The 26769-nt window shown below is 70.4% G+C and carries 1 pseudogene (cut by a window edge); it reads left to right on the top strand.

The features are described from left to right. Window positions 1–26769, top strand: a pseudogene (locus STRVI_RS54770) (type I polyketide synthase) (its annotated part extends 4518 nt beyond the left edge of the window); the annotation flags it as partial.

Raw genomic sequence — 26769 nt, 5'->3', positions numbered from 1 at the left:
GTGGAGTCTCCGGAGGACCTGTGGCGGCTGGTCGATTCCGACGGCGATGCCATAACGGCCTTCCCGGCGGACCGTGGGTGGGATCTGACCGGCCTCTTCGACGCGGCTGCGGGGGAGTCGGGTACGTCGTATGCGCGTGCCGGTGGGTTCGTTCACGATGCGGGCGAGTTCGATCCGGGCCTCTTCGGTATCTCGCCGCGTGAGGCGCTGGCGATGGACCCCCAGCAGCGGCTGCTGCTGCACGCGGCATGGGAGGCGTTCGAACGGGCAGGTGTCCCGGTCGACTCGGTCCGAGGCAGTCGGACGGGAGTGTTCGTGGGAGCCTCCCCGCAGGGCTATGGCGCCGCCGACGCATCCGGAGGCTACTTCCTCACCGGCAGTTCGGGCAGCGTGATTTCGGGTCGGGTGTCGTACACGCTGGGGCTCGAGGGGCCGGCGGTGACGGTGGATACGGCGTGTTCGTCGTCGCTGGTGGCGTTGCATCTGGCGGTGCAGGCGCTGCGGAACGGTGAGTGTTCGCTGGCGCTTGCGGGCGGTGTCACGGTGATGGCGACCCCCACTGCTTTCGTGGAGTTCTCGCGTCAGCGCGGGCTGGCTGCCGATGGGCGGTGTAAGTCCTTCGCCGCTGGTGCGGATGGGACGGGTTGGTCGGAGGGGGTGGGGCTGCTGTTGGTGGAGCGGCTGTCTGATGCTGAGCGCAATGGGCATCGGGTGTTGGCTGTGGTGCGGGGTTCGGCGGTGAATCAGGATGGTGCGTCGAATGGGTTGACGGCGCCGAATGGTCCGTCGCAGCAGCGGGTGATCCGGCAGGCGCTGGCGAGCGCCGGGCTCGCTGCTCGGGATGTTGATGCGGTGGAGGCGCATGGTACGGGGACGACGCTGGGTGATCCGATCGAGGCGCAGGCCCTGTTGGCCGCCTACGGTCAGGATCGGGATCCGGGTCGGCCGTTGTGGTTGGGTTCGGTGAAGTCGAATATCGGTCATACGCAGGCGGCGGCGGGTGTGGCCGGTGTGATCAAGATGGTGATGGCGATGCGCCACGGCGTGCTGCCCCGGACCCTGCACCTGGACGAGCCGTCTACTCATGTGGATTGGTCGGCCGGTGCGGTGGAGCTGCTGACTGAGCAGGTGGTGTGGCCGGATGTGGATCGGCCGCGTCGGGTGGGTGTGTCGGCGTTCGGGGTGAGCGGGACGAATGCCCATGTGATTGTCGAGCAGGCGCCCAGGGTGGTGGAGGCTGAGGACGAGCGCGTGGGGCTGCCCGCCGTGCCGTGGGTGGTGTCCGGTCAGAGCGAGGCCGCGGTGTACGCGCAGGTGCAGCGGTTGCGCGGGGCTGTGGCGGACAACCTCGAATGGGATCTGGCGGATGTGGGGTGGTCGTTGGTGGCTGCTCGTTCTGCGTTGTCGCATCGTGCGGTGGTGGTGGGTGCGGGTCGTGATGAGTTGTTGGGTGGGTTGGGTTCGGTGGTTGTGGGGGTTCCGGTTGGTGGTGGGTTGGGTGTGGTGTTTGCGGGTCAGGGGTCGCAGCGGTTGGGGATGGGGCGTGGGTTGTATGAGGCGTATCCGGTGTTCGCGGGGGTGTGGGATGAGGTGTGTGGGGAGCTGGACCGGTATTTGGAGCGGCCTTTGGGTGAGGTGGTGTGGGGTGATGACGCGGGGTTGATCGGGGAGACGGCGTATACGCAGGCGGGCTTGTTTGCGCTTGAGGTGTCGCTGTATCGGCTGATCGTCTCTTGGGGTGTGAAGCCGGATTACCTGTTGGGTCATTCGATTGGTGAGTTGGCTGCGGCGTGTGTGGCGGGTGTGTGGTCGTTGGAGGATGCGGCGCGGGTGGTGGCTGCTCGGGGTCGTTTGATGCAGGCGTTGCCGTCGGGTGGGGCGATGGTTTCGGTGGCGGCTTCGGAGGGTGAGGTGCGGCCGCTGTTGACCGGGGGTGTGGCTGTTGCGGCGGTGAATGGTCCTGAGTCGGTGGTGATCTCGGGCGATAAGGATGAGGTCGCTGAGATCGCGGGTGTATTGGCTGGTCGGGAGGTGCGGACCCGGTGGTTGCGGGTGAGTCATGCGTTTCATTCGTCGCGTATGGACGGGATGCTGGCGGAGTTTGGTGAGGTGCTGCGAGGGGTGGAGTTCCGGGCCCCGAGCTTGCCAGTGGTGTCGAACGTGTCGGGTGTGGTGGCGGGTGAGGAGTTGTGCTCGCCGGAGTACTGGGTGCGTCATGTGCGGGAGACCGTGCGCTTTGCTGACGGGCTGGAGACGCTTCGTGGATTGGATGTCGGTTCTTTCCTGGAGCTGGGACCTGACGGCACGCTGACCGCATTGGCCGGTGGCGATGGTGTGTCGGTGCTGCGTCCGGATCGTCTGGAGCCGACCGTAGCCATGGAGGCTCTGGGCGGGCTGTTTGCCCGGGGTGTGGAGGTGGATTGGCGGGCGGTGTTTCCGGGTGCTCGGCCTGTTGATTTGCCGACGTATGCGTTCCAGCGTGAGCGGTTCTGGCTGGAGCCGTCCTCGGCCCAGCCCGCGACCAGCGCCGTTGACGCGGCGTTCTGGGATGCGGTCGAGCGTGGAGATTTCGGTTCGTTCGGTATCGACGCCGGGCAGCCGCTCAGTGCGGCTCTGCCCGCCCTGGCGGCATGGCGCCACCGTCACCAGGAGAGGTCACTCGTCGAATCGTGGCGGTACCGCCTCGACTGGTCCCCGATCGGGGATGTTCCTGAGCAGCCGCGTCTGCGTGGCACGTGGCTGGTGGTGGGCGCTGCTGGAGACGAGGTGGCCGCCGTGCTGCGGGCCGCTGGGGCTGATACGCGGGTCGTGACGGCGGTGGACCTGGGCGAGGTCCCCGTCGCGGGTGTGGTGTCGACGCTGTCGGTCGAGGCGACGGTGTCGCTGCTGCAGGACCTCGTGGCCGCCGGGGTCGACGCGCCGTTGTGGTGCGTCACCCGGGGCGCGGTCTCCGTGGCGGACGGAGACGTGGTGGATCCTGACCAGGCCGGAGTCTGGGGGCTGGGCCGCGTGATCGGCCTGGAGCATCCGGAGCGTTGGGGCGGGCTGATCGATCTGCCGGCGGTCATGGACGATCATGCGGGGGCAGCACTGGTCGGCGTCCTCGCGGGTGACACCGGTGAGGATCAGATCGCGATCCGTGTCACCGGTACGTGGGCTGCCCGTCTGACGCGGGCGGAACCCTCCGGTGTGGCGTCTGCCGCATGGCGCGGTCGTGGTACCGCGCTGGTGACGGGCGGTACGGGAGCGCTGGGCCGTCATGTGGCGCGCTGGTTGGCGGATACCGGCCTGGAGCAAATCGTGCTGACGAGCCGCCGTGGGGCCGAGGCGCCCGGCGTCGCGGAGTTGGTGGCCGAGCTGGGCGACCGGGTGCGCGTGGTGGCGTGCGACGTCGCCGATCGCGAGGCGCTCGCCGCTCTCCTGGGGACGATTCCGGATCTGCGTACCGTGGTGCATGCGGCGGGTGTCCTCGACGACGGTGTGCTCGAATCGCTGACCCCGGAGCGGATCCGCGAGGTGATGCGGGCCAAGGTGGCAGGGGCGCGGTATCTGGATGAGCTGACGCGAGGCCGGGATCTGGATGCCTTTGTGTTGTTCTCGTCGGCCGCGGCGACGGTGGGCAATGCGGGTCAGGGAAGTTATGCGGCGGCCAATGCGGTGTTGGACGGGTTGGCTTGGCGGCGTCGGGCGGAGGGGTTGGTAGCCACGTCCGTGGCCTGGGGTGCCTGGGCCGACAGCGGCATGGGGGCCGGGCACGCACGGGCCATGGCGCCACCACTGGCGCTGGCCGCCCTTCAGGGGGCTTTGGACGACGACGAGACCGCACTGATGGTCGCGGACATCGATTGGGAGCACTTCGCCTCGCGGCTCGTCGGGGCGCGGCCCAACCCGCTGCTTGGTGCGTTGCTGGGTGGCGCCGGTCGCCGCGCGCTTGCGGCGGACGAGTTCGCCGACCGACTGCGGGGCCTCCCCCCGGTCGAGCGGGAACGGGCGGTCCTTGAGCTCGTACGTGGCCAGGTGGCCGCCGTTCTGGGGCATGCCACCCCGGTGGCAATCGACCCTACGGCCACATTCCAGTCAGCCGGTTTCGACTCTCTGACCGCGATTGAACTCCGCAATCGGCTCATGGCGGCCACCGGCGTACAGACACCTGCCTCGGTCGTGTTCGACTACCCGACGCCGGAACTCCTCGCCGGCCACCTGCGGGAGCAGTTGCTGGGGGTGGGATCGGCAGCTCTCTCGGCGACAGTCGCCACCGCTCTGGTGGATGACGACCCGATTGCGATCATCGGCATGAGCTGCCGGTTCCCCGGTGGGGTCGACTCGCCCGAAGGACTGTGGCGGCTCCTGGAATCGGGGACCGACGCCATATCCGCCTTTCCGCTGGATCGGGGCTGGGACCTCGTCGGCGGAACCGATGGTGTCCCGGTCGGGGCGGGCGGTTTCCTCTACACGGCTGCCGACTTCGATCCCGCCTTCTTCGGGATCTCGCCGCGTGAGGCCGTCGCGATGGATCCGCAGCAGCGGCTGTTGCTGGAGGTCTCGTGGGAGGTCTTCGAGCGGGCCGGGATCGCTGTGGACGCGTTGCGGGGGAGCTCCACCGGAGTGTTTGTCGGCACCAACGGTCAGGACTACGCCGCCCTCGTCGGTAACGCGCCACAGCGTACGGACGGCCATCTGGCCACCGGCAGCGCGGCGAGCGTGGCGTCCGGCCGGCTGTCCTACACCTTCGGGCTCGAGGGCCCGGCCGTCACCGTGGACACCGCGTGTTCGTCGTCGTTGGTCGCCATGCACCTGGCCGCGCAGGCGCTGCGCGCGGGCGAATGCGGTATGGCACTCGCGGGCGGCGCGACGGTGATGGCCACGTCCACCGCGTTCGCCGAGTTCTCCCGCCAGGGGGCGTTGGCTTCCGATGGCCGGTGCAAGGCGTTCGCGGCGGCGGCGGACGGCACCGGCTGGGGCGAAGGCGTGGGCATCCTTCTGCTGGAGCGGCTGTCCGACGCCGAGCGGAACGGCCACCGGGTGCTGGCAGTCATGCGTGGTTCCGCCGTCAACCAGGACGGTGCCTCCAACGGGCTGACTGCGCCGAATGGTCCGTCGCAGCAGCGGGTGATCCGGCAGGCGTTGGCGAATGCCCGATTGTCGGCGGTGGATGTTGATGCGGTGGAGGCGCACGGTACGGGGACGACGCTGGGTGATCCGATTGAGGCGCAGGCGCTGTTGGCCACGTACGGTCAGGATCGGGATCCGGAGCGGCCGCTGTTGCTGGGTTCGGTGAAGTCGAACATTGGTCATACGCAGGCGGCGGCGGGTGTGGCCGGTGTGATCAAGATGGTGATGGCGATGCGCCACGGTGTGCTGCCGCAAAGCCTCCACATCGACGAGCCCACTCCCCACGTGGACTGGACGGCCGGACGGATCGCACTGCTCACGGAACCTTCCATCTGGCCTCAGAGGGGAGTGCCGCGACGGGCCGGGGTCTCCTCCTTCGGCGTAAGTGGCACCAACGCGCATGTCATCCTCGAACAGGCATCCGTGGCGGCCGAACCCGAGACGGTGCGAACGACCGAACCGTCAGCCGTTCCGTGGGTGCTGTCGGCGCGGAGCGAGGCCGGGTTGCGGGCCCATGCTGCCAGGCTTCGGTCCTTCGTGAGCGCCGATGGTGCAGTGCATCCGGCCGATGCGGGCTGGTCGCTGGCATCGACCCGAGCGATGCTGTCTCACCGTGCGGTGGTTGTGGGGGCCGACCGCGCTGAGCTGCTGCGTGGTCTGGAGGCGGTGGCGAACGGAACTCCCGACCAAGGAGTGGTGACCGGCGAGGCCGGATCGCCTACCGGAGTGGTGTTCGTCTTCCCGGGTCAGGGGTCGCAGTGGGTCGGGATGGCGTTGGAGTTGTTGGAGTCCTCGTCGGTGTTCGCGGGGCGGATGGCTGAGTGCGCCGATGTGCTGGCTCCGTTGGTGGACTGGTCGCTGTTCGATGTGCTGGCGGATGAGCGGGCGCTGGGCCGTGTCGATGTGGTGCAGCCGGTGTTGTGGGCGGTGATGGTGTCGTTGGCGGAGTTGTGGCGTTCGTTTGGTGTGGTGCCGTCGGCGGTGGTGGGTCATTCGCAGGGTGAGATTGCGGCGGCGTGTGTGGCGGGTGGTTTGTCGCTGGTGGATGGGGCGCGGGTGGTGGTGCTGCGGAGTAAGGCGTTGCTGGTCTTGTCGGGTCGGGGTGGGATGGTGTCGGTCCCGGTGCCTGCCGACCGGCTGCGGGACCGTCCGGGGTTGTCGGTGGCGGCGGTGAACGGTCCGGCGTCGACGGTGGTGTCCGGTGCGGATGAGGTCCTGGATGCGGTGCTTGTGGAGTTCCCGGAGGCCAAGCGGATTCCGGTGGATTACGCCTCGCATTCGGTGCAGGTGGAGGAGATCCGGGAAGAGCTGGCCGAGGCTCTGGCGGGTGTGGAGCCGCGGGGTGGTCAGGTGCCGTTCTATTCGACGGTGACCGGGCGGCTCATGGACACCGCGGAGCTGGACGCCGGGTACTGGTACCGCAATCTGCGCGAGACCGTGGAATTCCAGTCCACGATCGAGGGGCTGTTGGAGCTTGGGCACACGGTGTTCGTCGAGGCCAGCCCGCATCCGGTGCTGACCGTCGGCATCCACGACACCGCCGACGCCACCGACACACCCATCATCACCACCGGATCGCTGCGCCGCGACGACGGCGGACCTGCCCGCTTCCTGACCGCGCTGGCCGAACTGTCCGTACGAGGGGTGACGGCGGACTGGCGGCAGGCGTTCGGAGGGACCGTTGCCCGGCATGTCGACTTGCCGACGTACCCATTCCAGCGGGAGCGGTTCTGGGTCGAGCCCACCGCCCCGGGCGTGGTCCGAGACGGGGACACCATCGCGGACAGCGAGTTCTGGGCAGCCATCGAGCGCGAAGACGCCGCATCGCTGGCGACCGTTCTGCAGGTCGATGACGCGTCGCTGGGTGACCTGCTGCCGGCCTTGTCGGCCTGGCGTCGGCGGCGGCACGAGAGGTCGGCGCTTGAGGCAATTCGGTACCAGGTCAACTGGAAGCCGCTCGCCGGCGACCAGGCCGCGATGTTGTCGGGCTCTTGGCTGGTCGTGGTTTCCCAGGCCGATGCCCAGCATGAGTGGGTCTCCGGCGTCTGCGAGGCACTCGCTCAGCACGGGGCCGCACCAGTGGTGTGTCCGGTGGACGAGCGACACATGGATCGCGCCGTGCTGTCCGCCCACCTGGCGAGCATGACGACTGCGACCAGCACGACCGGCACAAGCAGCACGACGAGTGTCACGGGCGTGGTGTCGCTGGTCGCCTTGGACCAGCGACCGCACCCGGACTTCGCCTCCGTTCCCGTCGGTTTCGCGATGACGGTGCTGTTGACTCAGGCTTTGGGCGACGCGGGTGTGGAGGCCCCGCTGTGGAGCCTGACCCAACGAGCCGTGTCGACTGGACCCGGGGACACCATCGTCGAGCCCGCACCGGCATCGGCGCTGGTGTGGGGCGTCGGCCGAGTGATCGCGCTCGAGCAACCACTGCGCTGGGGTGGTCTGATCGACCTCCCGACCGGGGTGAACGCGAGGGCATGCGCGCAGCTGGCAAGGGTCCTGTCAGGCGATTCGGGCGAGGATCAGGTCGCCATCCGGGCGGTGGGGACCTTCGGGCGCAGGCTCGCCCACGCCCCCGCGTTGCGGACCGACCTGCCGTCCTGGAATCCGAGCGGGACCGTACTGGTCACCGGAGGCACCGGAGCACTGGGCGGCCATATCGCGCGGTGGCTGGCGGAGCAGGGCGCGGAGCACCTCGTGCTGACCAGTCGGCGCGGCATGGCCGCGCCCGGGGCGTCCGAGCTCGTCGCGGACCTGGAGGTGGCCGGAGCGGCGGTGACGGTGGCCGAGTGCGATGTGGCCGAGCGTGCCCAACTGGCCGCGCTGATAGCCGAGGTCGGCCCGCTGACGGCCGTGGTGCACACGGCCGCCCTGCTGGACGACGCGACGGTCGAGTCTCTGACCGCCGAGCAACTGCACCGGGTACTGCGCGTCAAGGCCGACGGTGCGATGCATCTGCACGAGCTGACCCGCGACATGGAGCTGTCCGCGTTCGTGCTCTTCTCCTCCTTGTCCGGGACCGTCGGCACACCGGGGCAGGGCAACTACGCACCGGGCAACGCCTTTCTCGACGCGCTGGCCGAGTGCCGCAGGGCCCAGGGCCTGGTGGCGACCTCCGTGGCCTGGGGCCTGTGGGCCGGTGGCGGTATGGGGGAAACCGAAGCCGGCGAGGTGGCCCGGCGGCATGGTGTTCCGGCACTCTCCCCCGAACTGGCCGTGGCCGCTCTCCGTACGGCCGTCGAGCAGGGCGACACGGTGGTCACCGTCGCCGACATCGAGTGGGAACGCCATTACGCCGCCTTCACCGCGACCAGGCCCAGTCCCCTGCTCGCCGACCTTCCGGAAGTACGGCGACTCGTCGACGCGGGAGCCGCTTCCGTCGTCGAGGAGACGGGCATTGGCCGGTCCGGACTCGGCGAGCGTTTGGCCGGGCTCGACGGGGCCGGGCAGCGGCGACTGCTGCTCGACTTGGTGCGCCGTAACGCCGCGGTGGTGCTCGGGCATACCGACCCGGAGAGCGTGCCGTCCCATCGCGCCTTCAAAGAACTCGGCTTCGACTCCGTGACAGCGGTCGAATTCCGCAACCGGCTGGGTGCCGCGACCGGTCTGCGGCTTCCGGCCACTGCCGTATTCGACTACCCGACCCCACTCGCCCTGGCGGAATACGCGTGCTCCGAAGCGCTGGGGACGGCCGCAAAGCCCCTGCGCACCGAGCCGAGCAGGACCCTCGTGGACGACGATCCGATCGTGATCGTAGGAATGAGCTGCCGCTTCCCCGGCGGGGTGAGCTCGCCGGAGGATCTGTGGCGTCTTCTCACCGAGGGCGGGGACGCGATGTCGGCCTTCCCCGCGGACCGTGGCTGGGACCTGGCCGGACTCTTCCACAGCGACCCTGGCCACCCGGGGACCTCGTACACGCGGACAGGTGGCTTCATACATGACGCGACCACGTTCGACGCCGGGTTCTTCGGTATCTCCCCACGTGAGGCGACCGCGATGGATCCGCAGCAGCGGCTGCTGCTGGAGGCGTCGTGGGAGGCGTTCGAGCGGGCGGGGATCGATCCTCGGTCGCTGCGGGGCAGCACGACGGGAGTGTTCGCCGGTACCAATGGCCAGGACTACGTCAGCCTTTTGGGCGGAGATCAGCCTCAGGAGTTCGAGGGCCACGTCGGAACGGGCAATTCGGCGTCGGTGATGTCCGGCCGGATCGCCTATGTCCTGGGCCTCGAGGGACCAGCACTGACGGTGGATACGGCATGTTCGTCGTCACTGGTGGCATTGCATCTGGCGGTGCAGGCGCTGCGGTCGGGTGAGTGTTCGCTGGCGCTTGCGGGCGGTGTCACGGTGATGGCGACACCGAGTCTGTTCGTGGAGTTCTCCCGTCAGCGCGGCCTCGCCGCGGACGGTCGGTGCAAGGCGTTCGCGGGGGCGGCGGACGGGACCGGTTTCTCCGAGGGTGTGGGGATGCTGGTGGTGGAGCGGTTGTCCGATGCCGAGCGTCTTGGGCATCGGGTGTTGGCGGTGGTGCGGGGTTCGGCGGTGAATCAGGATGGTGCGTCGAATGGGTTGACGGCGCCGAATGGTCCGTCGCAGCAGCGGGTGATCCGGCAGGCGCTGGCGAGCGCCGGGCTTGCTGCTCGGGATGTTGATGCGGTGGAGGCGCATGGTACGGGGACGACGCTGGGTGATCCGATCGAGGCGCAGGCCCTGTTGGCCACCTATGGTCAGGACCGGGACCCGGGGCGGCCGTTGCTGCTGGGCTCGGTGAAGTCCAACATCGGACACACCCAGGCGGCCGCGGGTGTCGCCGGACTCATCAAGATGGTTCTGGCCCTGGGCAACGGTGTGTTGCCGCGAACGCTGCATGTGGATGAGCCGTCGCCGCATGTGGATTGGTCGGTTGGTGGGGTGGAGTTGCTGACTGAGCAGGTGGTGTGGCCGGATGTGGATCGGCCGCGTCGGGTGGGTGTGTCGGCGTTCGGGGTGAGCGGGACGAATGCGCATGTGCTTGTGGAGCAGGCGCCTGTGGTGGTGGGGGAGGAGGCTGGGGGCGAGCGTGTGGGGCTGCCTGCTGTGCCGTGGGTGGTTTCGGGTGTGGGTGAGGCGGCGGTGCGGGCGCAGGCGGAGCGGTTGCGGGAGTTTGTGGCGGGCGATCCTGGGTTGGATCTGGTGGATGTGGGGTGGTCGTTGGTGGCTGCTCGTTCTGCGTTGTCGCATCGTGCGGTGGTGGTGGGTGCGGGTCGTGGTGAGTTGTTGGGTGGGTTGGGTTCGGTGGTTGTGGGGGTTCCGGTTGGTGGTGGGTTGGGTGTGGTGTTTGCGGGTCAGGGGTCGCAGCGGTTGGGGATGGGGCGTGGGTTGTATGAGGCGTATCCGGTGTTCGCGGGGGTGTGGGATGAGGTGTGTGGGGAGCTGGACCGGTATTTGGAGCGGCCTTTGGGTGAGGTGGTGTGGGGTGATGACGCGGGGTTGATCGGGGAGACGGCGTATACGCAGGCGGGTTTGTTTGCGCTTGAGGTGTCGTTGTTCGCGTTGGTGTCGTCCTGGGGTGTGAAGCCGGATTACCTGCTGGGTCATTCGATTGGTGAGTTGGCTGCGGCGTATGTGGCGGGTGTGTGGTCGTTGGAGGATGCGGCGCGGGTGGTGGCTGCTCGGGGTCGTTTGATGCAGGCGTTGCCGTCTGGTGGGGCGATGGTTTCGGTGGCGGTGTCGGAAGATGAGGTACGGCCGTTGCTGACGGGGGGCGTGGCGGTTGCGGCGGTGAATGGTCCCGAGTCGGTGGTGTTGTCCGGTGATGAGGAGGCCGTTCGTGCCGTCGAGGAGGTGTTCCTCGGTCGGGGGGTGCGGACGCGGTGGTTGCGGGTGAGTTATGCGTTTCATTCGTCGCGTATGGACGGGATGCTGGCGGAGTTTGGTGAGGTGCTACGAGGGGTGGAGTTCCGGACCCCGAGTGTGCCGGTGGTGTCGAATGTGTCGGGTGTGGTGGCGGGTGAGGAATTGTGCTCCCCGGAGTACTGGGTGCGCCATGTGCGGGAGACCGTCCGGTTCGCCGATGGGCTGGAGACGCTTCGTGGGCTGGGTGTCGGTTCCTTCCTGGAGCTGGGACCTGACGGCACGTTGACTGCTCTGGTCGATGGTGACGGACTGGCCGTACTGCGTCCGGATCGTCCGGAGCCCCTTACCGTGATGGCCGCTTTGGGTGGGCTGTTTGTCCGGGGTGTGGAGGTGGATTGGGCGGCGGTGTTTCCGGGTGCTCGGCGTGTTGATTTGCCGACGTATGCGTTCCAGCGTGAGCGGTTCTGGCTGGAGCCGTCGGCGGTTGAGCCCGCGTCCAGCGCCGTTGACGCGGCGTTCTGGGACGCCGTCGAGCGCGGTGATGCGGAGATTCTGGGGGTCGATGCTGACCAGCCGTTGAGTGCCGCGTTGCCTGCCTTGGCGTCCTGGCGGCGGGCGCGCCGGGAAGAGTCGGTGGTCGACGGTTGGCGTTACCGGCTCGGCTGGGTGCCGGTCACGGGTGTGCCGTCCGGGGAGGTGCTGACAGGGACCTGGCTGGTCGTGGTGGAGCCGGGTGCTGACGGTGGCGATGTGGCCGTCGCGCTGCGGTCGGCCGGGGCGGTTGTCCGGGTCGTGGCGGCGGTGGAGCCGGGCGATGTGGCGGTCGCGGGTGTGGTGTCGCTGCTGTCGGTCGAGGCGACGGTGTCGCTGCTGCAGGACCTCCTGGCCGCCGGGGTCGACGCACCGTTGTGGTGTGTCACCCGGGGGGCGGTCTCCGTGGCGGACAGGGACGTGCTGGATCCGTACGCGTCGGCGGTCTGGGGGCTGGGCCGCGTGATCGGTTTGGAGCATCCGGATCGTTGGGGCGGGCTGATCGACCTGCCCACGGAGGTGGATGCGCGTACGGGCTCCTTGCTGGCCGGGGTTCTCGCCGGGCACACCGGGGAGGATCAGGTGGCAATCCGTGCCGCTGAGGCGTGGGGTGCCCGGCTGTCCCGGGTGACACCGGCCGCGGACACGTCCGCCGGGTGGCATGGCCGGGGAGCCGCTTTGATCACCGGGGGTACGGGTGCGCTGGGCGGTCATGTGGCGCGTTGGCTGGCCGGGACCGGTGTGGAACGCATCGTGCTGACGAGCCGCCGGGGGATCGAGGCCCCCGGTGCGACCGAGTTGGTGACCGAGCTGGAGGAGCTCGGGGCCCAGGTGGCTGTGGCCGCGTGTGATGTCGCCGATCGGGACGCGGTCGCGGCGCTGCTGGCCGGCATTCCCGATCTCCGGGTCGTCGTGCACGCCGCGGGGGTGCCGAGTTGGGGTGCGCTGGACAGCCTGACATCCGATGAGTTCGAGGAGAGCGTGCGATCGAAGGTTGCCGGAGCGGCGCACCTGGACGCACTACTGACGGACGCCGATCTGGATGCCTTTGTTCTGTTCTCGTCGGTTGCGGGGGTGTGGGGAAGTGGTCGGCAGGGGGCGTATGCGGCGGCGAATGCGTTTTTGGATGGGTTGGCGTGGCGGCGTCGTGGTGTTGGGTTGGTGGCGACTTCGGTGGCGTGGGGTATGTGGGATGGGGGTGGTATGGCTGTTGGGGGTGAGGAGTTTCTGGTTGAGCGTGGTGTGTCGGGGATGGCGCCGGGGGCGGCGGTGGTGGCGTTGCGGCGGGCGTTGTGTGATGACGAGACGGCCATCGTGGTGGCGGATGTGGACTGGGAGCGGTTCGGGGCGAGGTTCACGGCCCTGCGTCCGAGTCCACTGCTGAGCGAGCTGATAGCCGACACGTCCGAGCCGATCGCGTCGACGGCTGGTGAATTCGCCGCCACGCTCAGCGGGTTGTCGCGGCAGGAGCGGCATCGTGCGGTCGCGGAGCTCGTACGGACGCATGCCGCCAAGGTGTTGGGCCACCCGCACCCGACCGCGATCGACCTCGACCGGACGTTCCAGGAGCTGGGCTTCGACTCTCTGACTGCCGTGGAACTGCGGGACCGGCTCAGTACGGCTACCCAACTGCGGTTCCCGGCTTCCGTGATCTTCGACTACCCGACTCCGGGGGCGCTCGCCGAGCATGTGTGCGGCGAGGCGCTCGGGCTGGCCGAAGAGATACAGATACCGCACACGCCGAGTGCCGTGGACGACGATCCGATCGTGATCGTCGGGATGAGCTGCCGCTTCCCGGGTGGTGTGGACTCTCCGGAGGCACTGTGGCGGCTGGTCAGCGCCGGCGAAGACGCCGTATCGCCCTTCCCCTCCGACCGTGGCTGGGATCTGGCCGGTGTGTACGACGCCGATGCCACTCGCTCGGGCCGGTCGTACGTCCGCTCGGGTGGCTTCCTCCATGACGCGGCGGAGTTCGACGCCGGGTTCTTCGGTATCTCCCCGCGTGAGGCGCTGGCGATGGATCCGCAGCAGCGGCTGCTGCTGGAAGCGTCGTGGGAGGCATTCGAACGGGCCGGAATCCCGGCGTCGACACTCAAGGGCAGCCAGACCGGTGTCTTCGTGGGCGCGTCCGCGCAGGGCTATGGCGGCGGAGACGGCCAGGCCCCGGAAGGCTCCGAGGGATATCGGCTGACCGGCAACGCGAGCAGTGTGGTGTCCGGTCGGGTGGCTTACACGTTCGGGTTGGAGGGCCCAGCGGTCACGGTGGACACGGCGTGTTCTTCCTCGCTGGTGGCGTTGCACTGGGCGGTGCGGGCGCTGCGGTCGGGCGAGTGCTCCCTCGCCCTGGCAGGCGGGGTGACGGTGATGGCGACGCCCGCCACCTTTGTGGAATTCTCGCGTCAGCGCGGGCTGGCCGCCGATGGCCGCTGCAAGTCCTTCGCCGCCGGTGCGGATGGGACGGGCTGGTCCGAGGGCGTCGGCATGGTGCTGGTCGAGCGGCTGTCGGACGCCGAGCGGAACGGCCACCCGGTGCTGGCCATGGTGTCCGGTTCCGCGGTGAATCAGGATGGTGCGTCGAATGGGTTGACGGCGCCGAATGGTCCGTCGCAGCAGCGGGTGATCCGGCAGGCGCTGGCGAGCGCCGGGCTTGCTGCTCGGGATGTTGATGCGGTGGAGGCGCATGGTACGGGGACGACGCTGGGTGATCCGATCGAGGCGCAGGCCCTGTTGGCCGCCTACGGTCAGGATCGGGATCCGGGTCGGCCGTTGTGGTTGGGTTCGGTGAAGTCGAATATCGGTCATACGCAGGCGGCGGCGGGTGTGGCCGGTGTGATCAAGATGGTGATGGCGCTGCGGTCTGGGGTGTTGCCGCGGACGTTGCATGTGGATGAGCCGTCGCCGCATGTGGATTGGTCGGTTGGTGGGGTGGAGTTGCTGACTGAGCAGGTGGTGTGGCCGGATGTGGATCGGCCGCGTCGGGTGGGTGTGTCGGCGTTCGGGGTGAGCGGGACGAATGCCCATGTGATTGTCGAGCAGGCGCCCAGGGTGGTGGAGGCTGAGGACGAGCGCGTGGGGCTGCCCGCCGTGCCGTGGGTGGTGTCCGGTCAGAGCGAGGCCGCGGTGTACGCGCAGGTGAAGCGGTTGCGCGGGGCTGTGGCGGACAACCCCGAATGGGATCTGGTGGATGTGGGGTGGTCGTTGGTGGCTGCTCGTTCTGCGTTGTCGCATCGTGCGGTGGTGGTGGGTGCGGGTCGTGATGAGTTGTTGGGTGGGTTGGGTTCGGTGGTTGTGGGGGTTCCGGTTGGTGGTGGGTTGGGTGTGGTGTTTGCGGGTCAGGGGTCGCAGCGGTTGGGGATGGGGCGTGGGTTGTATGAGGCGTATCCGGTGTTCGCGGGGGTGTGGGATGAGGTGTGTGGGGAGCTGGACCGGTATTTGGAGCGGCCTTTGGGTGAGGTGGTGTGGGGTGATGACGCGGGGTTGATCGGGGAGACGGCGTATACGCAGGCGGGTTTGTTTGCGCTTGAGGTGTCGCTGTATCGGCTGATCATCTCGTGGGGTGTGAAGCCGGATTACCTGCTGGGTCATTCGATTGGTGAGTTGGCTGCGGCGTGTGTGGCGGGTGTGTGGTCGTTGGAGGATGCGGCGCGGGTGGTGGCTGCTCGGGGTCGTTTGATGCAGGCGTTGCCGTCGGGTGGGGCGATGGTTTCGGTGGCGGTGTCGGAGGATGAGGTGCGGCCGCTGTTGACCGGGGGTGTGGCTGTTGCGGCGGTGAATGGTCCTGAGTCGGTGGTGATCTCGGGGGATAAGGATGAGGTCGCTGAGATCGCGGGTGTGTTGGCTGGTCGGGGGGTGCGGACGCGGTGGTTGCGGGTGAGTCATGCGTTTCATTCGTCGCGTATGGACGGGATGCTGGCGGAGTTTGGTGAGGTGCTGCGAGGGGTGGAGTTCCGGGCCCCGAGCTTGCCAGTGGTGTCGAATGTGTCGGGTGTGGTGGCGGGTGAGGAGTTGTGCTCGCCGGAGTACTGGGTGCGTCATGTGCGGGAGACCGTCCGGTTCGCCGACGGACTCGACACACTCCGTGGGCTGGGTGTCGGTTCCTTCCTGGAGCTGGGACCCGACGGCACATTGACCGCACTGGCCGATGGCGACGGACTGGCCGTACTGCGTCCGGATCGTCCGGAGCCGACCGCGGCCATGGAAGCTTTGGGCGGGCTGTTTGTCCGGGGCATCCAGGTCGATTGGGCGGCGGTGTTCCCCGGTGGTCGGCGGGTCGATCTCCCCACCTATGCCTTCCAACGGCAGCGGTTCTGGCTGGAGTCGTCCTCGGTCCAGCCCGCGACCAGCGCCGTTGACGCGGCGTTCTGGGACGCGGTCGAGCGTGGTGATACGCAGGCGCTGGGCGTTGACGAGGAACAGCCGTTGAGCGCCGCGTTGCCTGCCTTGGCGTCGTGGCGGCGGGCACAGCAGGAACAGTCGGTGGTCGACGGTTGGCGTTACCGGCTTGGCTGGACGCCGGTCACGGGTGTGCCGTCCGGGGAGGTGCTGACGGGGACCTGGCTGGTCGTGGTCGAGCCGGGTGCTGACGGTACCGACCGTACTGACGGCGACGATGTGGCCATCGTGCTGCGGTCGGCCGGAGCGGATGTCCGGGTCGTGGCGGCGGTGGAGCCGGGCGATGTGGCGGTCGCGGGTGTGGTGTCGCTGCTGTCCGTCGAGGCGACGGTGTCGCTGCTGCAGAACCTCGTGGCCGCCGGGGTCGACGCGCCGTTGTGGTGCGTCACCCGGGGCGCGGTCTCCGTGGCGGACGGAGACGTGGTGGATCCTGACCAGGCCGGAGTCTGGGGGCTGGGCCGCGTGATCGGCCTGGAGCATCCGGATCGTTGGGGCGGCCTGATCGATCTGCCGATGGTCATGGACGATCACGCAGGGGAGGCGCTGGCCGCCATCCTCGCCGGGCACACCGGTGAGGATCAGATCGCCATCCGTGCCACCGGGACGTGGGCCGCCCGTCTGACGAGGGCGGAACCGACCGCCGCGGTGTCGGCCGCATGGCGCGGTCGGGGCACCGCACTGGTGACGGGCGGTACAGGGGCACTGGGCCGTCATGTGGCGCGCTGGTTGGCGGATACCGGCCTGGAGCGGATCGTGCTGACGAGCCGCCGGGGGTCCGAGGCAGCCGGCGTCGCGCAGTTGGTGGCCGAACTGGGGGACCGGGTGCGCGTGGTGGCGTGCGACGTCGCCGATCGCGAGGCGCTCGCCGCTCTCCTGGGGACGATTCCGGATCTGCGTACCGTGGTGCATGCGGCGGGTGTCCTCGACGACGGTGTGCTCGAATCGCTGACCCCGGAGCGGATCCGCGACGTGATGCGGGCCAAGGCCGACGGCGCACGCCATCTTCACGAATTGACCCGTGACACCGGCCTCGACGCCTTCGTGTTGTTCTCCTCGGCCGCCGGGACCGTGGGCAATCCGGGCCAGGGAAGCTATGCGGCGGCCAACGCGGCGTTGGACGGACTGGCCCAGCGGCGCCGGGCCGAGGGACTGGTGGCCACATCGGTGGCCTGGGGAGCCTGGGCCGATTCCGGTATGGCCGCGGGAGTGGCGCGGTCGCAGGGCATGGATCCACAGTCGGCGCTCTCCGCCCTGGGGCTGGTGCTGGCCGCTGACGAAACCACGGTGATGGTGGCCGATATCGACTGGGCGACCTTCGGGGCGCGGCTCACCGCCTCGCGGCCGAGCCCACTGCTGAGGGAGTTGCTCAGGGACGTATCTCTGCCGGCCGGGTCGGCCGGCAGCGGGGCGGCCGACGCGTTCGCCACCCGCCTGGAGGCCATGGCCGAGCGGGAACGGACGGCCACCGTGCTGGACCTCGTCCGCACGCATGTGGCCGCCGTACTGGGCCACGCGGCATCCGAGGCGATCGACCCGGCCCGGCCCTTCCAGGAAATCGGCTTCGATTCGCTCACCGCGGTCGAGCTGCGGAACCGGCTCACCGCGGCCACCGGGGCACGCTTCCCGGCTTCCGTGATCTACGACTACCCCACCCCGGTGGCGCTCGCCGAGCATGTGTGCCGGGAGGCGCTGGGCCTGGCCGACCGGACGCCGGTCCCGGTGGCGCCACGCCCGGTGGACGACGAACCGATCGCCATCATCGGGATGAGCTGTCGCTTCCCCGGCGGGGTGAGCTCGCCGGAGGACCTGTGGGGGCTGCTGGCCGACGGCCGCGACGCCGTGTCGGAGTTCCCGGCGGACCGTGGCTGGAACCTGGCCGAGCTGTACGACCCGGATCCCGGCCACCCTGGCTCCTCCTACGTCCGGGCGGGCGGCTTCCTCGATGACGCGGCCGCGTTCGACCCGGGGTTCTTCGGGATCTCGCCGCGTGAGGCGATCGCCATGGATCCGCAGCAGCGGCTGCTGCTGGAGGTCGCCTGGGAGGCGTTCGAGCGAGCCCATATGTCCCCGGCCACGCTCAAGGGCAGCCGGACCGGCGTGTTCATCGGGACCAACGGCCAGGACTACGCCGCCCTGGCGAGCGGGGCCCCGCAGAGCGCGGAGGGCTATCTGGGCACGGGCAGCGCCGCCAGCGTCGCCTCGGGCCGGCTGGCGTACACCTTCGGCCTCGAGGGCCCGGCGGTCACTGTGGACACCGCCTGCTCGTCGTCGCTGGTCGCACTGCATCTCGCCGCGCAGGCCCTGCGTTCCGGCGAATGCTCCTTGGCGTTGGCCGGTGGCGCGACGGTCATGGCCACCCCGGCGGCCTTCCTGGAATTCTCCCGCCAGCGCGCACTGGCGGCCGATGGCCGTTGCAAGGCGTTCGCGGCGGCGGCGGACGGCACCGGCTGGGGCGAAGGTGCCGGCATGCTCCTGGTGGAGCGGCTGTCCGACGCCGAGCGGAACGGCCACCGGGTGCTGGCAGTCATGCGTGGTTCCGCAGTCAACCAGGACGGTGCCTCCAACGGCCTGACGGCGCCGAACGGTCCGTCGCAGCAGCGGGTGATTCGCCAAGCGCTGGCGAACGCCCGCCTGTCCGCCACCGACATCGACGTAGTGGAGGCGCACGGTACCGGTACCAGCCTCGGCGACCCGATCGAGGCACACGCGCTGCTCGCCACATACGGTCAGGAACGGCCCGAGGACCAGCCACTGTGGCTCGGCTCGGTGAAGTCGAACATCGGGCACACGCAGGCGGCCGCCGGTGTGGCCGGTGTGATCAAGATGGTCATGGCCATGCGGCACGGTGTACTGCCGCGAACCCTGCATGTCGACGAGCCCTCGCCTCATGTGGACTGGACGGCGGGCCAGGTCGCGTTGCTCGTCGAAGCGAGGGAGTGGCCACGGGGCGGCGCTCCGCGCCGGGCGGGCGTGTCCTCGTTCGGGGTCAGCGGCACCAACGCCCATGTGATCGTCGAGCAGGGGCCGGTGGCGGTCCGGCCGGATGTGGTGGACGGGCCGGAGCCGGTGCCCGGGCCGTTGCCGGAGTCGGCGTCCGGGTCGTCGCCGGAGTCGGCCCCCGAGCGGCTGTCCGACCAGCACCGGACGGCGCTGCCCCTGCCGTGGGTGCTGTCAGGTGCCGGCGAAGCCGGGCTGAGGGGCCAGGTCGAGCGCCTCACGTCCTTCATCGATGCCCATCCGGAGCTGGATCCCGCCGATGTCGGATGGACGCTGGTGGCCGGCCGTTCGCTTCAGTTGCACCGTGCCGTGGTGGTGGGTACGGACCTCGCGGAGCTACGACGGGGGCTGGACGCCATCGAGACCGGCGGCGCCGCCCAGCCCGGGCGCGAGGTGGTGTTCGTCTTCCCGGGTCAGGGGTCGCAGTGGGTCGGCATGGCGTTGGAACTGATGGAGTCCTCGCCGGTGTTCGCGGGGCGGATGCGTGAATGTGCCGATGCGCTGGCCCCGTTCGCCGACTGGTCGCTGTTCGATGTGCTGGCGGATGAACGAGCACTGGGCCGTGTCGATGTGGTGCAGCCGGTGTTGTGGGCGGTGATGGTGTCGTTGGCCGAGCTGTGGCGTTCGTACGGTGTGGTGCCGTCGGCGGTGGTGGGTCACTCACAAGGTGAGATCGCGGCGGCGTGTGTGGCGGGCGGCCTGACCTTGGCAGACGGAGCGCGGGTGGTGGCCTTGCGGAGCAAGGCGCTGCTGGCCCTGTCGGGCCAGGGCGGGATGGTGTCGGTCCCCGTGCCCGCCGACCGGCTCCGCGACCGCCCCGGGCTGTCGGTCGCGGCGGTGAACGGTCCGGCGTCCACCGTGGTGTCCGGTGCGGTCGAGGTGCTGGACGCGGTGCTCGCGGAGTTCCCTGAGGCCAAGCGGATCCCGGTGGACTACGCCTCGCACTCCCCACAGGTGGAGGAGATCCGGGAGGAGCTGGCGGAGGCGCTGGCGCCGGTCCGGCCGGGCGCCGGGCAGATCGCGTTCCACTCGACGGTGACCGGACGGCTCACCGACCCCCGCGCACTCGACGCCGACTACTGGTACCGCAACCTTCGGCACACGGTGGAATTCCAGAGCACCCTCGAAACCCTGATGGGGCAGGGCCACACCGCGTTCGTCGAGGTGAGCCCGCACCCCGTGCTGACCGTCGGCATCCAGGACACCGCCGACGCCGTCGACACCGGCATCGTCGTGACCGGATCGCTGCGCCGCGACGACGGCGGTCCCGCCCGTTTCCTCACCGCCCTCGCAGACCTCCACACCCGCGGCGTCGACGTGGACTGGCGTCCGCTCTTCGCAGGCGCCCGGACGGTCGACCTCCCCACCTACGCCTTCCAGCGGGAACGCTTCTGGCTCGAACCCGTGCGGCCGGTGACCCAGGCGTCGGGTCTGGGGCTCGGCGATATCGAGCACCCCCTGCTGGGCGCGGTGCTGCCGCTGCCCGGGACCGAGGGCGGTGTGCTGACCGGACTGCTCTCCCTGGCCGGACAGCCCTGGCTGGCGGACCACAGGGTGCGGGGCACGGTGGTCTTCCCCGGCACGGGCTTCGTCGAGCTCGCGCTGCAGGCCGGTCAGCACTTCGGCCATCCGGTGGTGGAGGAGCTCACCCTCCAGGCCCCGCTGGTGGTGCCGGATCAGGGCGGCGTCCAGGTGCAGGTGGCCGTCTCCGCCGCGGACGAGTCGGGCCGCAGGCCGGTCACGGTGCACTCGTGCCGCGCCGGGGAGTGGCTGCTGCACGCTTCGGGGACCCTCGGCGGCACGGACGCCCCGGGCGCCACCGCGCCGTTCCGGTCCCTGGAGGTGTGGCCGCCCGAGGGCGCGCGGTCCGTCGACGTCTCGGGGATGTACCAGGCGATGGCGGAGCGCGGCCACGGATACGGCCCCGCTTTCCAAGGGCTGCGTGCCGCGTGGACACGTGACGACGAGATATACGCCGAGGTGACGCTGGAGCCGACGGCACAGGACGTGGCGGCCCGGTGCGGTGCGCATCCGGCCCTGCTCGACGCCGCCCTGCACGGAGTGGGGCTCGGCCGTTTCCTCACCGAACCCGGCCAGGCGTATCTGCCGTTCTCCTGGAGCAAAGTGGCGTTGCACGCGGTCGGCGCCTCCGCCATCCGCGTGGTGGTGTCCCCGGCCGGTCCGGACGCGGTGTCGCTGGAGGTGGCCGATCCGGCGGGCGCGCCGGTGCTGTCCGTGGCGTCGCTGGCGCTGCGTCCGCTGTCCGGTCGTCAGATCGCGGACCCCCGGGGCATGGACCAGGACGCGCTGTACCGCGTGGACTGGGGCGAGACGCCGCTGCCGACCACCATGGCCGCCGAGGCGCCGGTGGAGTTCGACGCCCTGGGATGCGCCCTGGGAGACGACCTGGGACCGGACACCCCCGTACCCGACGTCGTGGTGCTGCGCTGCGAGTCGGCCGGTGACGCGGTGTCCACCGTCGTCGCCCGGGCGCTGACGGCGATACGGCGGTGGCTCGCCGACGAGCGCTGCGCCCGGTCGCGGCTGGCCGTGCTGACACGTGGCGCGGTGTCGACCGCTCCCGGCGAGAACGTCGAAGACCTCGGCGCGGCGGCGGTCTGGGGCCTGCTGCGCAGCGCGCAGGCCGAGCATCCGGACCGCTTCGTCCTCGTCGACCACGACGGCCACCAGGATTCCGGTACGGTGCTGGCCGCCGCGGTGGCAGCCGGCCATCCGCATCTCGCGCTGCGCCGTGGCCGTGTCCTGACGCCTCGGCTGGCTCCGCTCACCCCGCCGGCCACCATCCCGGCCGACGGGGACGGGACGCCGTGGCGGATGGACGTCACCAGCCAGGGCACGCTGGAGAATCTGGCCGCCGTCCCCTGTCCGGAAGCCGCCGATGTCCTCGGCGCCGGACAGGTGCGGGTGGCGATGCACGCGGCCGGGGTGAACTTCCGGGACGTCGTGGTCGCCCTCGGCATGATCCCCGGCCAGGACGTCATCGGCAGCGAGGGCGCCGGGGTGGTGCTCGACATCGGTCCCGGCGTGTCCGGCCTGACCCCCGGTGACCGGGTGATGGGCCTGTTCTCCGGCGCGTTCGGCCCCGTGGCGCTGACCGATCACCGTTTGCTGGCGCGGCTGCCGGAAGGCTGGTCGTTCGCCGACGCGGCGGCGACGCCGGTGGTGTTCCTGACCGCCCTGTACGGCTTGATGGACCTGGCCGGTCTCCGGTCCGGTGAATCGGTGCTGGTGCACTCGGCCGCGGGCGGGGTGGGCATGGCCGCGACGCAGGTGGCCCGCTGGCTCGGCGCTGAGGTGTACGCCACCGCGAGCCCGGGGAAGTGGGACACGCTGCGCGCCGGCGGAGTGGCCGACGACCGGATCGCCTCCTCTCGTACTCTGGAGTTCGCCGAGCGCTTCGACCGGGTGGACGTGGTGCTGAACTCGCTCGCGGGCGAGTACGTGGACGCGTCGCTCGGTCTGCTCGCCGACGGTGGCCGTTTCCTGGAGATGGGCAAGACCGACATCCGCGACGGTGAGCGCGTCGCCGCCGAGCACGGGGTGCGCTACCAGGCGTTCGATCTCATGGACGCGGGCCCCGACCGGATCGGGGAACTGCTCCAGTTGCTGGTGTCGCTCTTCGAGCAGGGGGTCTTCACTCCGCTGCCGACCCGGTTCTGGGACGTCCGGCGGGCGGGCGACGCGCTGCGTTTCCTCTCGCAGGCGCGCCACATCGGCAAGCTGGTGCTCTCCGTTCCGCAGCCGCTGCGGGAGCGGGACACCGTGCTCATCACCGGCGGCACCGGCACCCTGGGCGGGTTGGTCGCCCGTCACCTGGTCGAACGGCACGGGGTACGGGACGTCGTCCTGGCCGGACGGCGGGGGCCGGACGCCCCGGGCGCGGCCGAACTCGCCGCCGCCCTGCGGGAATCGGGTGCCCAGGTGCGGGTGGTGGCCTGTGATGTGGCCGATCGGGACGAGCTGGCCCGGCTGCTGGACACCATGCCCGGTCTGCGGATGGTGGTGCACACCGCGGGCGTGCTCGACGACGGGGTGGTGGAGTCGCTCACCGCGGAGCGGGTGCGCGAGGTCCTGCGGCCGAAGGTGGACGCCGCATGGCATCTGCACGAGCTGACGGCCGGTCGTGAGCTGGCGGAATTCGTGGTGTTCTCCTCGGCCGCGGGTGTTCTGGGCAGCCCGGGACAGGGCGCCTACGCGGCGGCGAATGCCTGGCTGGACGCGCTGATGGCGCATCGCCGCGCCGCCGGGCTGCCGGGTGTCTCCGTGGCATGGGGACTGTGGGCCGAACGCAGTGGGATGACCGGCCACCTGTCGGACCGGGATCTCGCCCGGATGGCGAGGGCCGGTGCCACTCCCCTCGCCACCGATCAGGGGCTCCGCCTCCTGGACAGCGCCAGGGCGGCCACCGAGGCGGTCGTGCTGGCGACACCGCTGGACGCCGCGGCACTGCGAGCGCAGGCCGATGCCGGTGCGCTGCCCGCGCTCTTCCACGGTCTGGTCCGCGCGCCGATCCGCCGCGCGACCGGCGCGGGCTCGGGCGAAGACGCGTCGTCACTGCGCGACCGGATGACCGCGATGCCGGTGGTCGAGCGCGAACAGCATGTGCTCGACCTGGTCCGTACGCATGTGGCGACCGTGCTGGGACACGGCACCCCCGCCGATGTCGACACGGCGCGTACCTTCGCGGAGACCGGATTCGACTCGCTCACGGCCGTCGAGTTGCGCAACCGGCTGCGCACCGCCACCGGGGTCGGACTGCCGGCCACCGCGATCTTCGACTACCCGACACCGGCGGTCCTGGCCGGTCGTCTCCTCCGGGAACTGGACGGCACCGTCGACGAGGCCGTGCCGCCGCCCGCCGCCCCGGCGGCCACCGGCCACGACCCGGTCGTGATCGTCGGGATGGCCTGCCGCTATCCGGGCGGGGTGACCTCGCCCGAGGAGCTGTGGGAACTGCTGGACACCGGGCGTGACGCGGTCTCGGATCTGCCCGACGACCGCGGCTGGGACCTGGACGGCCTGTACAGCGCCGATCCGGACAGCACGGGAACCTCGTACGTCCGCGCCGGTGGCTTTGTCTACGACGCGGGGGAGTTCGACGCCGGGTTCTTCGGGATCTCGCCGCGTGAGGCGCTGGCGATGGATCCGCAGCAGCGGCTGCTGCTGGAGGTGGCCTGGGAGGCGGTGGAGCGGGCCGGTATCCCGGCGGCGTCGCTGAAGGGAAGCCAGACCGGGGTGTTCGTCGGCGCCGCATCGCAGGGCTACGGAACGGGAGCCGGCCAGGCGGCCGAGGGGTCCGAGGGCTATTTCCTGACCGGTGGCGCCGGCAGCGTGGTCTCCGGCCGGCTCTCGTACACCTTCGGTCTGGAAGGGCCGGCGGTCACCGTGGACACCGCCTGCTCGTCGTCGCTGGTGGCGTTGCACCTGGCGGCGCAGGCGCTGCGGTCCGGCGAGTGCTCCCTCGCCCTGGCCGGCGGGGTGACGGTGATGGCGAACCCGGGCATCTTCGTGGAGTTCTCCCGGCAGCGCGGACTGGCCGCCGACGGCCGCTGCAAGGCGTTCGCCGACGCGGCGGACGGCACCGGCTGGGGCGAAGGCGTCGGCCTGCTGCTGCTGGAACGGCTGTCCGACGCCCGCCGCAACGGCCATCGGGTCCTCGCGGTCGTACGGGGCTCCGCCGTCAATCAGGACGGCGCCTCGAACGGCCTGACCGCGCCGAACGGACCCTCGCAGCAGCGGGTGATCCGGGCCGCGCTGGCCGGCGCCGGGCTGGCCACCTCGGACGTGGACGCGGTGGAGGCACACGGCACCGGCACCAGTCTGGGCGACCCGATCGAGGCACAGGCGCTGCTGGCCACCTACGGGCAGAAGCGCGAACGCCCGCTGCTGCTGGGTTCCATCAAGTCGAACATCGGGCACACCCAGTCGGCCGCTGGGGTGGCCGGTGTGATCAAGATGGTGCTGGCGATGGGGCACGAGATGCTGCCCCGGACCCTCCACCTGGACCAGCCGTCGACCCATGTGGACTGGTCGGCCGGTGCGGTGGAGCTGCTGACCGAGCCCGTGGAGTGGCCGTCGGTCTCCCGCGTCCGCCGGGCCGGGGTGTCCTCTTTCGGGGTGAGCGGGACCAACGCCCATGTGATCCTCGAACAGCCCCCCGCGGAGCCGGGGGCCGATCCGGAGCCGGCACCCGAGCCCGCCCCGGCACCCGAGCCCGCCCCGGCACCCGAGCCCGCCCCGGCGGTGCTGCCATGGGTGCTGTCCGGCCGGGGCGAGCACGGACTGCGGGCGCAGGCCGCCCGGTTGCGGTCCTTCCTGGCCGCGCACCCCGGACCCGACCCGGTGGACGTGGGCTGGTCGCTGGCCACCACCCGTTCGGCGCTCTCGCACCGCGCCGCGGTGGTCGGCGCGGACCGGGCGGAGCTGCTGGACGGACTGGCCGCGCTGGCGGCCGGCGAGCCCACGCCGGGCGTGGTCCTGGGCACCGCGGGCCCCGGCCGGGTGGCCCTGCTCTTCGCGGGCCAGGGTGCGCAACGCCCCCGTATGGGACGGGAGTTGTACGAGACGTTCCCGGTGTTCGCGGTGGCGTGGGACGAGGTCTGCGCCGCGCTCGACCCGTATCTGGACCGTCCGCTCGACGAGGTGGTGTCCGACGCCACCGGCGCGCTGGACGCCACCGCGTATGCGCAGGCGGGCCTGTTCGCCCTCGAGGTGGCGTTGTTCCGGTTGGTGTCCTCCTGGGGTGTGCGCCCGGACTATCTGCTGGGCCACTCCGTCGGAGAGCTGGCCGCAGCGTATGTGGCCGGCCTCTGGTCGCTGGAGGACGCCGCCAAGGTGGTCGCGGCCCGGGGCCGCCTCATGGGCGCGCTGCCCCCGGGCGGCGCGATGGTGGCCCTGGCCGTACCGGAGGACCAGGCACGGCCGTTCCTGACCGACCGGGTCGCCCTTGCGGCCGTGAACGGACCGTCGTCGGTCGTGGTGTCCGGGGACGAGGACGCGGTGAACGGCGTGGCCGAGGCAATGGCCGCCCGTGGGGTGAAGACGCGATGGCTGCGGGTCAGCCACGCCTTCCACTCACCGCTGATGGACGAGATGCTCACCGCGTTCGCCGAGGTGCTCGGCACCGTGGACTTCCGCACCCCGCGGATACCGGTGGTCTCGGACCTCACGGGCTCGGTGGCGGGGGAGGAGCTGTGCTCTCCCGCGTACTGGGTGCGGCAGGTGCGTGAGACGGTGCGGTTCTCCGACGGGCTGGACCGGCTGCGGGAGCTCGGCACCGGCACCTTCCTCGAACTCGGACCGGACGGCACCCTCACCGCCCTGGCGCAGGCCCAGGTCACCGGGGCCGACGCCGAGTTCATCCCCACCCTGCGCGCCGACCGGCCCGAGCCGGTCACGGTCACCACCGCCCTCGGCCAACTGCACACCCGCGGGGTGGAGCTGGACTGGGCCGCCGTCTTCCCCGGCACCCGGCGGGTCGAGCTGCCGACCTACGCCTTCCAGCGCTCCCGGTTCTGGCTGGAGCCCTCCCGTACCCCCGGCGACGCGGCCGGTCTCGGGCTCGGCGCGCTGGACCATCCGCTGGTCGGTGCGACGGTGCCGCTGCCGGACGCGGACGGTGTCCTCCTCACCGGCCGTATCTCCGCCGACGCGCACTCCTGGCCGACCGGTCGGCGGGCCCTGGGCGTGCCCCTGTTCCCGGCGGCCGGCTTCCTGGAGCTGGTGCTCCAGGCGGGGCTTCAGTTCGACTGCCGGACGGTGGACGAACTCACCCTCCATGAACCCCTTGTCCTCCCCGAACGGGGCGGGGCCGAGGTGCAGGTGTCCGTCCGTGACGCGGACGAGTCCGGCCGCCGCCCGGTCACCGTCTACTGCCGC

The sequence above is a fragment of the Streptomyces violaceusniger Tu 4113 genome (assembly GCF_000147815.2).
Taxonomy (GTDB): Bacteria; Actinomycetota; Actinomycetes; order Streptomycetales; family Streptomycetaceae; genus Streptomyces; species Streptomyces violaceusniger_A.
Note: the sequence above shows the minus strand (reverse complement) of the source record. Positions and strands in the feature narration are given on the sequence as shown.